The following is a 12,021-nucleotide window of genomic DNA, read 5'->3' on the forward strand; positions in this document are numbered from 1 at the left end:
GACTGTTATGAGCGATGTTGTGATGAAAGACGTCTATCTCTGTCATCCCCGCCGCACTGCCGTTGGGCGCTTTGGTGGCACGCTGGCCAGCGTGCGCCCCGATGACTTTGCCGCGACCATCTTTAAAGCCGTCTTGGCCGAAGCGCCAAACCTTGATCCGGCCGCCATTGAAGAAGTCTTTATGGGTTGTGCCAACCAAGCTGGGGAAGATAACCGCAATGTGGCGCGCATGTCGTCGCTGCTGGCGGGCATTCCCACCTCAGTACCTGGCACGACCATGAATCGCCTGTGCGGCTCGGGCATGGACGCGGTAGGCACTGCTTTTCGCGCTATCAAAGCGGGTGAGATGGAGCTGGCCCTGGCAGGCGGTGTGGAATCCATGTCCCGTGCGCCCTATGTCATGGGCAAAGCAGACAGCGCCTTCGCCCGGGGGCAGAAAATCGAAGACACCACTATCGGCTGGCGTTTTATAAACCCCGTGATGAAGAAAGCGTACGGAGTGGATTCAATGCCGGAAACGGCGGAGAACGTGGCCGAACAGTTCAATATTTCCCGGGAAGACCAGGACGCTTTTGCCCTGCGCTCACAGCAGAAAGCGGCGGCTGCCCAAAAGGCCGGGCGTTTTGTTCAAGAAATCACTGCTATTGAGATCCCCCGACGCAAGCAGGACCCACTGATCTTTGATCAGGACGAGCATCTGCGCGAAACCACGCTTGAGAAGCTGGCGGCACTGCCTACGCCTTTTCGTGAAGGCGGTAGCGTGACGGCGGGCAACGCTTCTGGTGTCAACGACGGCGCAGCCGCCATGCTGGTGGCCAGTGAAGCAGCGGTCAAACAGCACGGCCTTAAGCCGATGGCGAAAATTATCGGCATGGCCACGGCTGGTGTTGAGCCGCGCATCATGGGTTACGGGCCGGTACCCGCGGTACAAAAACTACTCAAGCGCACCGGTATCGCCATGGACGATATCGATGTGTTTGAGTTTAACGAGGCATTTGCCGCCCAAGCGTTAGCTTGTATGCGCGACCTTGGCTTGGCTGACGACGACCCGCGCGTTAACCCAAACGGTGGTGCGATTGCCCTTGGACATCCGCTGGGCATGTCCGGTGCCCGCCTATTGCTGACCGCTGCCCATGAGCTGCAAAACAGCGGCAAGCGCTATGCCCTGTGCACCATGTGCGTAGGTGTCGGCCAGGGTATCGCCACGCTAATCGAACGCGTTTAACGGAGGTAGTATGGCCTTTCATACCATCAATGGCCGCAGCGTCGCCTACCGATTGCTCGGCTCAGAAGTGAATCCCCTTATCGTGCTGGCGCACCCGCTGGGCATGAGCCAAGCGGTATGGGACGACGTGATCCCCGCGCTGCTGCCCCGCTATCGAGTGCTTACCTGGGATCTGCCCGGCCACGGCGCCAGCCAGGCGGTCAGCGGCACACAGATAACGCCTGCCGATCTAGCCGAAGAGGTGCTAGCGTTGGTAGCGCTGGCGGGCGTGCAACGGTTTCACTTTGCCGGTACCTCGATTGGTGGTGTGGTTGGCCAGCAGCTGATTGCCGCACATCCTGACCAGCTGCTTTCCGCGACGCTGACCAATACGGGGGCGGTAATCGGCAACCCCGATTTGTGGAACACCCGCGCTGGGCGCGTGCGTCAGGAAGGCTTGGAGGCGATGGCTGAGGAAATCGTACCGCGCTGGTTTGCCCCTGCGACGTTCGAGGCAAGCCCCGCACTGAAAGCGGGCTGGTGCGTGCAAATGGGCCGTGGCGATGATGAGTCCTACGCTCAGCTATGCGAAATGCTCGGCCGCGACACCTTTACCGGCAAGCTTTCCGGCAAGCGCGCCAACGTTCAGCTGTTTGGCGGTAGTGAAGATTTGGCCACACCGCCCACTACCCTCGAGGCCTTGGCCAAAGAGCTTGATGATGCACCACTGGAGGTATTTGACGGCGTCGGTCATGTGCCCTCAGTAGAAGCTCCGGCGCTATTCGCGCAAAAGCTGCTCGTCGTGCTGGCAAAAGATTTGGGCGATGTGGCGAACCAAGGGGTGGCCTACTCGACCGGACTGGAAAGCCGCAAGCAGGTGTTGGGAGATGAGCACGTGGCGCGTTCTACCGCCAACGCTAATACCCTTGATGCCCCCTTCCAGCAGATGATTACTCGCCTGGCCTGGGGCGAGCTGTGGAGCAACGATGACTTGACCCGCCGTGAGCGCAGCATGATCACCACGGGAATTCTCGCCGCGCTAGGGCGTGAAGAGCTAACACTGCACTTGAAAACCGCCAAGCGGGTTGGCCTGACTGAAGCCGAGTTGCGCCAAGTGCTCATGCATGTAGCGATTTATGGCGGCGTTCCGGCAGCCAATCACGCCTTTGCCCTTGCGAAAGAGCTGGGCTGGGGCGAGTAGAAAGCCGTTCGCAGTGCTTGTGCTGACAGAGTATCCTCATAACCAAAAGGTTATTGAGGAGGTGTGATGCTAAACGCACGTATTAAACTACGGCATTTACAGGCGTTTCTCGAAGTGGCACGGCAACGAAGTTTTGCACGTGCCGCAGAACGCCTGTCTATTACCCAGCCGGGGATTTCTAAAACTATTCGGGAGTTGGAAGATACCCTCGCTGTCTCACTATTCGAGCGCACGCCAAAAGGTATTTCCCTTACCCAGGCCGGACTGACACTACTTCGCCACGCAGGCCCGGCGGTGCGCACCCTTGAGGAAGGTGTGAAGGCCCTACAAGCGGTGCAGGAGGGATCGCACTGGCTGCGTATAGGAGCCTTATCCACCGCGGAAAGCCGTCTATTACCCGAAGCGCTGCGACGTTGGCAAGTTGATACCGCCACCGAAAGAGGCGCACAGGTAGTAACGGGGACCAGCGCTTTCTTGCTATCGCGTTTGCGGCGCGGAGAGCTGGATGTCGTGGTTGGACGTATGACAGAAGCGCGGGAGATTCATGATTTAAGCTTTGAGCATCTCTACTATGAACGTCTCCAACTGGTAGTGCGCGCAGGCCATCCATTGCTGGCCGAGCAGGGGTTAACAGCCGATAAGCTGTGTGCCTACCCCTGGATTGTGCCACCGCCACAGACCACTCTGCGCCAACAAGTCGATAGCTTTTTTGTCCGTCATGGCCTTTCGTTGCCTACCCAACGTATCGAGACGTTATCGCTAGCGCTTGGCTTGCACTATACGCTGATTGGCGAGGCCATTTGGGTAGCCCCAGAGGAGGCGGTGCGTTCTGCCCAGCAGCGCGAAGAACTGTACGAATTAACGCTACCCTTGGAGCTTAACGGTGGCTCCGTTGGCTTGTGTATCAATCGTTCATTACATCCCACGCTTGCCACTGAGGCATTTTGCGAAGTGTTAAGGGAAGTGGCCTCAGATGTAGTGAAAGGTCATAACTCATAGGTTATGGAGGCTGTGTAAGTTATTAATTGGCAAGCCGGTTATTAATCACGACACTAATACCGTCTGTTCAATTATTGAGATAACTGTATGCAAAACGATAATAAACGCTTTGTGACGCGTGATCGCAACTGGCATCCGCCTGCCTACGCGCCGGGCTATAAAACCTCGGTGGCACGCTCGCCCCAGCAAGCGCTGGTGAGTCTGCAACAGCCAACGGTCTCTGAATTGACTGGTCCTGATTTTAGCCACCTACGCATGGGGCCGCACGATAACGATCTGTTACTTAATTTTAGCCACGGCCAGGGATTACCGCAGGGCGAGCGGATTCTTATGTTTGGCCGAGTTGTCGACCAGTTCGGCAAGCCCGTCCCCCATACGTTGGTGGAAATGTGGCAAGCCAATGCGGGTGGGCGCTACCGCCACAAAAACGATAAGTATCTCGCCCCGCTGGACCCTAACTTCGGTGGTGTAGGGCGCTGCTTGACTGATGAGCAGGGCTTTTATCGTTTTCGCACTATTAAGCCCGGCCCCTATCCATGGCCAAATGACGTCAATAGCTGGCGGCCTGCCCATATTCATGTCTCCGTCACTGGACCTGCGATTTCCACTCGGTTAATCACCCAAATGTATTTTGAAGGTGACCCGCTGATCCCGCTTTGCCCGATTGTGCATACGCTAAAAGACCCTGAAGCGGTTGAAACGATGATCGGAAGGTTGGATATGGCCCACAGCAAGCCGATGGACTGCCTAGCCTATCGCTTTGACATCGTGGTGCGCGGCGAGCTGCAAACCTACTTTGAAAACCAATAAGGGCGGGGATATCTCATGAATCAGCCTAACAGCCAGCCGACTAGCGACCTGATACTGCGTGAAACCGCCTCGCAAACCGCTGGCCCCTACGTGCATATCGGCCTTGCCCTCGCCGCTGCCGGTAATCCCGTGCGGGATGAAGAGATCTGGAACGAGATGGCCAAGCCTGATGCAGAGGGTGAACACATTGAGGTAGTGGGCACCGTCATTGACGGCAACGGCGATCTAGTACGCGATGCTTTCGTGGAAGCGTGGCAAGCCGATGCTAGCGGCAACTACCAGGCCGATTACGACCTGAGCAAGCCGTTCAATAGCTTTGGCCGCACTGCCACCACCTTCGATCACGGTAGCGAATGGTCGTTAACCACCATTAAGCCCGGTTCGGTGAAACATCCCAGCGGTCAGTTAATGGCGCCGCACATTAACCTCACACTGTTTGCCCGGGGGGTGAACATCCACCTACAAACACGGCTCTACTTTGATGATGAAGCTGAAGCGAACGCCCAGTGCCCGGTGCTCTCCCGCATCGAATCTCCGGCGCGTCGGCAAACCTTGATCGCCACACGTGAAGAGCAGGATGGCCAGGTGCGCTATCGTTTGAATATTCGCCTGCAGGGCGAAGGTGAAACGGTATTTTTTGATTTCTAGCCTGTTGGCTGCAGGTGCTGGGAATAAAACTGAAAAGCGTTGCTTATACATGGGCAGCGCTTTTTTGTTTGGATTAGACCTTGGTCGAGGGTGAATATTGCAAAAGTCCAATTTTTTCCCGCCATTGTACCTTTTGGGAAGGTGGCGAAGGCAGCAACACTGACGATATGGGGAAGGACGGTAAAAAGGCCGTGTGGCTAAGCCTGTACATAGACGAATGTCGATTAGCCCTGCGCCTCATAGTGAACTAATGTGGATGGTAAAGCGAACTAGTATTCGCTTTGCGAACTTATAATAATCCAAATATGCCCTGGAGTTTCCATGAAGAATAAATTTGCTCGGTGCGTGCTGGCTGCCGCGATTGCTGGTCTTTCAATTAGCTCTGTCCAAGCAGAAACCACCCTGCGCATGGCTCACTTTTGGCCAGGCGCATCGGGAGTGAACGAAGATATTCTACAAGCGTGGGCGGATACGATTGCTGAAGAGTCGAATGGTGAGCTGACGGTTCAAATGTTCCCATCTGGCACCCTGGCCAAGCCGGACTCCATTTATGAGGCTGCCGCCAACGGCATCGCCGATATTGGCGCCACGGCGCAGGGTTACACCGCTGGTCGTTTCCCATTGTCACAAATTGTTGAGCTGCCAGGGATTGCCTCGACAGCAACCCAGGGTGCCTGCGTACTGCAGACGCTTTACGACGATGGCCATTTAGACAGCGAGTACGAAGATACTCGACCGCTGTTCATGTTTACCACTGGGCCGGGCGGTATTCATACCATCGACACTGACATACAAACACCTGCCGACCTTGAAGGGCTGCGTATTCGTCGCCCAACCGCTGTTGCAGGCGAAATGCTTGAAAATATGGGAGCTACTCCAGTGGGTATGCCTGCACCGGATATCTATACCTCCATGCAGCGTGGCGTGATCGATGGTTTGAGCTTCCCGTGGGAGGGCCTGAAAGGCTTCCGTGTTAATGAGTTGGTGAACTACCACACTGAAGTGCCTTTTTACACGTTGATTTTCGTTGCCACCATGAATCAGCGCAGCTACGACAACCTCACGCCAGAGCAGCAGGCGGTCATTGATAATAACTCGGGTATGAAGTGGGCTAACAACGCCGGGGCGGTGTTTGATCGACTGGATGTGGAAGGTAAACAAGAAGCTACCGATGCTGGCCATACCATTCGCGAAATCGAAAAGCCGCTAGAGCATCCCGACTGGCAGGAACCGCTTCAAGCAGGCATTGAAAACTACCTGACTCAGTTGGAAGAGCGAGGCCTGGATCAGGCGCGTGATGTCTATCAGGCTGCGTTGGCGGCCAGCGAGTCTTGCAGCGCCCAATAGGGGTAATGTTTTATGCAGTCTACTCTCTACAGGGCCAGCCATTGGCTGGCCCTTATTTGTCGCTTAGTTGCTGGGGTTGCCCTCACGGGTCTCCTGGCGGTGACGATTGCCGATGTCAGCACTCGCTACCTTTCCAGGGTAACGGAAGGTGCGATTGCGCTGAGTGTTTCCGGTAGCGTCGAACTGGTCAGCTACTTGATGTTGTTTGCGCTATTGGCGGCGATGGCCGCAAATGTCGAAAAGAGCCAAGTCGTCGTGGAAGCGTTTTCTCACCGTTTGCCGCAATCCATAAAAAATCGCCTGCAGGGTGTTTTCTTGCTTGGTTTCATGGCGCTGGGGCTGGTGTTGTTCGTGGGGCTGCTGGATTCGGCGGCGGCGGCAACTCGGCATGGGGAGGTCACCCAAGACTTGCGCCTTCCCATGGGACCTATTTTCCAATTGGCTGCTGTGCTCAGCTTACTCCTTGGATTACGCAGCTTTATCCATGCCTTACTAGGTGTCATTTATGCTGCGGGCGAGGAGGCAGCTCATGGGGAGTGAAGCGATTGGTGCCATTGGGTTAGGGCTTTTATTGGTACTGATGATTCTGCGCGTACCGGTTGCTTTAACGATGCTGATTGTTGGGGTGGTTGGGTTTGCCCAGATCATCAGTTGGGACGCCGCGGTCGCTCAGTTAAAAACTGTACCCGTAGAGGTTCTTTCCAACTACAGCTTCAGCGCCGTACCAATGTTTATTTTAATGGGGGTATTAGCAGCTCATTCGGGCATGGCCGGTAAGCTATTTGATTCGACCCGCATCATATGTGGGGGCTGGAAGGGTGGCCTGGCCATCGCAGCTGTGGGCTCCTGCGGTATATTCTCCGCTATTTCCGGCTCTTCATTGGCGACGGCGAGCACCATGACAAGGGTGGCGCTACCTGAGATGGAGCGCTACGGCTACAACCGCGGCTTGGCCACCGGGGCATTGGCCGCTGGTGGCACGCTGGGCATCATGATTCCTCCCAGTATCGCCCTGCTAATCTATGCAATTCTTACCGAACAGTCTGTGGGCGATATGTTCATGGCCGGGCTGATTCCCGGTTTGCTGGGGCTGGTGATGTACTCACTGACCATTACCGTGGTGATGTATCTGCGTCCCTCCCTGGCGGTGGCTGGCGAGCCTACGCCTTGGAAAGAGAAGTTTCTCTGCTTGACCGGCTTGGTGCCCTTCTTTGGCGTGTTTCTGGTGATGATTTTAGGCATCTACTTTGGGGCCTTTACGCCTACAGAAGGGGCCAGCGTGGGTGCATTTGCCACGCTGATTTATGCCCTTGTCAAAGGTATGCGCAGTGCGCAGTTATGGGCCAGCGTCCAAGAGACATTGGCGCTGTCTGCCGTGGTGTTCTTCATGCTGGTAGGGGCAGAGACACTGGGTTACTTCATTTCGGTATCGCGTATCTCGTTCTCCATTACGGACGTGCTATACGGTATGGATCTCACGCCCATCGTCGTAGTGCTATGCATACTGGCGCTCTACTTTGTGCTGGGCATGTTTATGGACTCCATCGCCATGCTGGTCATCACCGTTCCCGTGGTGTACCCCATCATTCAGGCGATGGGCATCGACCCTGTATGGTTCGGTATTCTGACTGTTTTGACGGTAGAGCTGGGGCTGATGACCCCGCCAGTGGGGATGAACGTGTTTGTGATTAAAGCGATGGCACCACATGTTGGGCTGGGGGAGATTTTTAAAGGGGTCGCGCCGTTTGTGGTCTCTGACTTAATACGCCTGGCACTGCTCATCGCGTTCCCGATTTTGAGCACGTTGTTTCTGCTCTAGGCTGGTTTTATTACAAGGAGTGAATGCCATGGTCACTATTGAGCTATTGTCCGCAGGCGAAGCAAAAGCCGCAGAGCACGAAGCCACCTTTACCCGAGCCAATCCGTTGAGTGGCGAGGTTGTCACCATGGCGGCGGCAGCAAGCGTAGGTGATGTAAATGCAGCTGCCGACGCGGCTGGACGGGCGTTTAATGCATGGTCGCAAACAGGCCCAGGCGAGCGGCGTGCGAAGCTTCTAAAAGCAGCTGAGCTGATGGAGGCGCGTCAGGACGATTTTATTGATCGAATGATTGATGAGACCGGTGCCACGCCGGGTTGGGCGGGCTTTAACGTCAAAGTGGCGGCGGATGTGCTGCGTGAGGCGGCGGCATTAACCACACAAATTCATGGCGATATTATTCCCTCAAACGTGCCCGATAGTATGGCCATGGGCGTGCGCGTTCCCTGTGGCGTGGTGGTCGGTATCGCGCCCTGGAATGCGCCGATTATTCTAGGTACGCGAGCCATCGCCACGCCCTTGGCCTGCGGCAATACCGTTATCCTGAAAGCTTCGGAGCAGTGCCCCGCGACCCATCACCTCATTGGTGAAGTGCTTCAAGAAGCGGGGTTTGGCGACGGTATTGTTAACGTGATTAGCAACGTACCGGATAACGCCGCTGAGGTAGTGAGTGCGCTGATTGCCCACCCCGCCGTACGCCGAATCAATTTCACCGGTTCCACTGGTGTGGGCAAAATCATTGCCGAGCAAGCGGCCAAGCACTTAAAGCCCGTGCTGCTTGAGCTGGGCGGCAAAGCACCGTTTTTGGTACTGGACGATGCGGATATCGATGCCGCCGTGGATGCTGCGATCTTTGGCGCGTTCTTTAACCAAGGCCAGATCTGCATGTCCACCGAGCGCGTTATTGTTGATCACCAGGTGGCAGATGCGTTCGTGGAGAAGTTTACGGAGCGTGCTCGAGCGTTAAAAGCAGGCAATCCGCGTGATGAAGGCAATACGCTGGGCACGTTAATTAACGCGCAGTCAGGTGAGAAACTAAATAGCCTGATTGATGATGCCGTGACGCAAGGCGCGCACTTAGCCGCTGGCGGAAAAGCGGAAGGGGTGGTGATGCAGGCCACAGTCATCGATGGTGTCACCAGTGATATGCGGCTGTATAGCGAAGAGTCGTTTGGCCCTATCGTGGCGGTGATCCGAGTCAACGGCGAAGAAGAGGCCATCCACATTGCCAACGACAGCGAGTACGGCCTTTCATCGGCGGTGTTTAGCCGCGATAGCGCACGCGCCATGAAAGTGGCAGGGCGCTTACAAACGGGTATCTGCCATATCAACGCCCCGACGGTACACGATGAGCCTCAAATGCCGTTCGGCGGCGTCAAGTCCAGCGGCTACGGGCGCTTTGGGGGTAAAGCAGGCATCGAAGAGTTCACCGAGCTGCGCTGGATGACGATGCAGTTGGGGCCGCGGCATTATCCTATTTAGTGGACTCGTTAACTGCCGTTTGTCGCAGCCGAAAATCCCTTGGTGAAAGCGTCGTATTGCGCTTAAAAAAGCGCGTGAAGTAAGCCGGTTCTGAGAAGCCTAAGCTGTCGGAGACCTCGCCAATGGTCATATTGGTATAGGTGAGCTGGCGCTTGGCTTCTAGCATTAGGCGCTCATGCAGTAATTGCAGGGCGCTGTGCCCGGCGAGTTGGCGGCAGAGCAGGTTCAAGTGTGCGCTGCTCACGCCTATCAGCTCGGCTAACTGTTCAATGCTTGGCTGTTCACGGTAGTGCGCTTCGATCAGCGCTTGAAAGTTCTCAAGGTGCATGCGCCCCTTATCGTGCTGGCGTGGGCCATGGCGCTTTGCAGGCCTGTCAGGGTAAGCAGTAAGACGTGATAGCTCGACGACTAACGCTTGCACCAGCGCTTCAAGCAGTCGGTTTCTTCCCGGTGCTGGTTGGCGGTACTCCTGGTCAATTTGGTCGATCAGCGTTGCAATGCGCTGGGTGTTAACTGGCTGATTCAGGCGTACAAAATCGGCTTTGCGTAACGCACTGCTTTCGCCCATTAACTCGTTAAGGTGCTCGGCTAACGGCTTCGCCAGGGTAATAATGTGACCGACGATATCGGGAGAGAAGTGAAAACCATGGATGGCCATCGCGGGCACAATAATGGTCACGGCGCCTTCAAGGCGTTGTTTAGCTCCTTCAAGTTCTAACTCCAGACTGCCGTGGCTGATAAATAGAATATGCACTAAATCCACATGCCGATGAGGGCGAATGCGCCAGTCATGCAGGCGGCTGCGCTCGGGAATTGACTCGCAGTGTAATAAGTCCGGCGTCGGCCAGTGCTGTGTTTCACCGTATAGCTTGAACACGGGAACATGGGTTGTCGTTGCTGTTTTCATGCGCTGCTCCTCATGCGACTAATGTCGTGCAGTCACGCTGGAAAAGTCCAATTAACTGTTTCATTCATGCCTTATTATGCGCATCGTTTCATTGAAAAATACAAGTCATCAACATTTATATAATGACAACGATGAGGCCCCCTATGAAAACTCAGGTTGCGATAATTGGCGCAGGCCCCTCTGGCCTACTGCTGGGCCAGCTACTGCAGCGACAAGGCATTGATAACGTGATTGTTGAGCGGCGTAGCGGAGAGTATGTATTAAGCCGAATCCGCGCTGGTGTGCTTGAGCAGGGGATGGTGGACTTGCTGCGTGAAGCAGGTGTTGACCAGCGTATGGATAAAGAGGGCTTACCCCATGATGGCTTTGAGCTTATTTTCGACAACCGCCGCGTGCGGGTTGCTCTGGATGAACTGACCGGCGGCAGCACAGTGATGGTGTATGGTCAAACCGAGGTGACACGGGACTTGATGGAGGCGCGTGCCGCCGCTGGTGCAATAACCCTTTATGAAGCAGAAAACGTCCAGCCCAACGACCTAGATAGTGACAGCCCCTATCTAACCTTTGAGCATAACGGTGAAACGGTCAGGCTCGACTGCGACTACATCGCCGGTTGTGATGGCTACCATGGCGTCTCCCGCCAGGCGATTCCCCAGGGCCGCATTAAAGAGTTTGAAAAGGTGTACCCGTTTGGCTGGTTAGGTATGCTCTCGGATACACCGCCAGTGTCCGATGAGCTGATTTATGCACGCCACGAGCGAGGCTTCAGCCTATGCAGCATGCGCTCAGCCACCCGCAGCCGTTACTACCTTCAAGTACCGTTAGATGAAAAAGTAGAAGACTGGTCTGACGAGCGCTTTTGGGAAGAGCTGAAGCGCCGCCTGCCGGAAGATGTCGCCAAAAAACTTGTTACTGGGCCATCCATCGAGAAAAGCATCGCGCCACTGCGTAGCTATGTGGTCGAACCCATGCAGTATGGGCGGCTATTTCTGGTCGGCGATGCGGCGCATATTGTGCCGCCCACCGGTGCTAAAGGTCTGAACCTAGCGGCCAGTGATGTGAATACGCTTTATCGGCTAATGGTGAAGGTCTATCAGGAGGGCCGTACAGATTTGATCGAGCGCTACTCACAAACGTGCCTGAAACGTATCTGGAAAGCCGAGCGCTTCTCCTGGTGGATGACCTCCATGCTGCATAATTTTTCCGATGAAGAAGATTTCAATAGCCGCATGCAGCTGGCCGAATTGGATTACGTGACTAGCTCTAAAGCAGGGATGACAACCATCGCAGAAAACTATGTCGGTTTGCCCTATGAGTCGCTTGAATAGCGCTTAGCCCTTTCCCGTTTTCCTCATTGCCCAAGCATCTGCTTGGGCTTTTTTGTGGTGCGCCAGGCATGGCGCGCAGCGCCAATTAGGCGCTATCCGGTCCGCCGTGGTGGTTGGCCGGATGACTTGGGGGTGAAAGTCCCCTACGGATCCTGATAGCGGGAACCGTTAGCTGAACAGCAAGGGTGTTCGTCGTGAGGCGGAATCTGAAGGAAGCTGTAGGCAAACTCCTGGCCCGACGAACAGGAACCGCATATGAGGCAGCCACATCTGGGCGA

11 protein-coding genes are annotated in these 12,021 nt (G+C 55.5%); 10 read left to right on the forward strand and 1 reads right to left on the reverse strand.

Annotated features, from left to right (window positions below):
• Positions 1-22: 22 nt before the first annotated feature.
• From pcaF to NH344_RS07000, 9 genes are all read left to right on the forward strand, one after another.
• A complete protein-coding gene (gene pcaF / locus NH344_RS06960; protein ID WP_062373365.1) occupies positions 23-1,225 on the forward strand; it encodes a 3-oxoadipyl-CoA thiolase in 1,203 nt (400 codons plus the stop codon).
• A 10-nt stretch (positions 1,226-1,235) separates the two neighbouring features.
• On the forward strand, positions 1,236-2,405 hold the full coding sequence (locus NH344_RS06965; RefSeq protein WP_062373346.1) for an alpha/beta fold hydrolase: 1,170 nt from the start codon (positions 1,236-1,238) through the stop codon (positions 2,403-2,405).
• 66 nt (positions 2,406-2,471) lie between these two features.
• Positions 2,472-3,404 (forward strand): pca operon transcription factor PcaQ, encoded by a 933-nt coding sequence (pcaQ, locus tag NH344_RS06970; RefSeq protein ID WP_062373349.1) that lies wholly within the window; start codon positions 2,472-2,474, stop codon positions 3,402-3,404.
• 87 nt (positions 3,405-3,491) lie between these two features.
• Complete coding sequence (pcaH, locus tag NH344_RS06975; RefSeq protein ID WP_062373352.1) at positions 3,492-4,214, forward strand: protocatechuate 3,4-dioxygenase subunit beta; 723 nt, start codon at positions 3,492-3,494, stop codon at positions 4,212-4,214.
• A gap of 15 nt (positions 4,215-4,229) precedes the next feature.
• Positions 4,230-4,862, forward strand: coding sequence for a protocatechuate 3,4-dioxygenase subunit alpha (gene pcaG, locus NH344_RS06980; protein WP_062373354.1), 633 nt, complete (start codon positions 4,230-4,232; stop codon positions 4,860-4,862).
• Positions 4,863-5,183: 321 nt separating this feature from the next.
• Positions 5,184-6,209, forward strand: coding sequence for a TRAP transporter substrate-binding protein (locus NH344_RS06985; RefSeq protein WP_253027684.1), 1,026 nt, complete (start codon positions 5,184-5,186; stop codon positions 6,207-6,209).
• Positions 6,210-6,308: 99 nt separating this feature from the next.
• On the forward strand, positions 6,309-6,749 hold the full coding sequence (locus NH344_RS06990) for a TRAP transporter small permease subunit (protein ID WP_273423331.1): 441 nt from the start codon (positions 6,309-6,311) through the stop codon (positions 6,747-6,749).
• Entirely contained in the window at positions 6,739-8,028 is a 1,290-nt protein-coding gene (locus tag NH344_RS06995; protein ID WP_062375672.1) for a TRAP transporter large permease, read from the forward strand. Before NH344_RS06990 ends, NH344_RS06995 begins: the two co-directional genes overlap by 11 nt.
• 28 nt (positions 8,029-8,056) lie before the next feature.
• Positions 8,057-9,508: an aldehyde dehydrogenase gene (locus NH344_RS07000; protein WP_062375675.1), complete on the forward strand. Its 1,452-nt coding sequence runs from the start codon at positions 8,057-8,059 to the stop codon at positions 9,506-9,508.
• Here the strand turns inward: NH344_RS07000 and NH344_RS07005 are convergent.
• The gene (locus NH344_RS07005) at positions 9,501-10,415 is read right to left on the reverse strand and encodes a helix-turn-helix domain-containing protein (RefSeq protein ID WP_062375678.1); all 915 of its coding nucleotides are present in this window, start codon (positions 10,413-10,415) and stop codon (positions 9,501-9,503) included. The genes NH344_RS07000 and NH344_RS07005 overlap by 8 nt on opposite strands.
• 143 nt (positions 10,416-10,558) lie before the next feature.
• On the opposite strand from NH344_RS07005, the gene pobA reads away from it, so the two are divergent.
• Positions 10,559-11,743, forward strand: a complete 1,185-nt coding sequence (gene pobA / locus NH344_RS07010) for a 4-hydroxybenzoate 3-monooxygenase (RefSeq protein WP_062375680.1) — start codon at positions 10,559-10,561, stop codon at positions 11,741-11,743.
• Positions 11,744-12,021 lie beyond the last annotated feature (278 nt).

The organism is Halomonas sp. Ps84H-12 (assembly GCF_024124725.1).
Taxonomy (GTDB): domain Bacteria; phylum Pseudomonadota; class Gammaproteobacteria; order Pseudomonadales; family Halomonadaceae; genus Vreelandella; species Vreelandella aquamarina.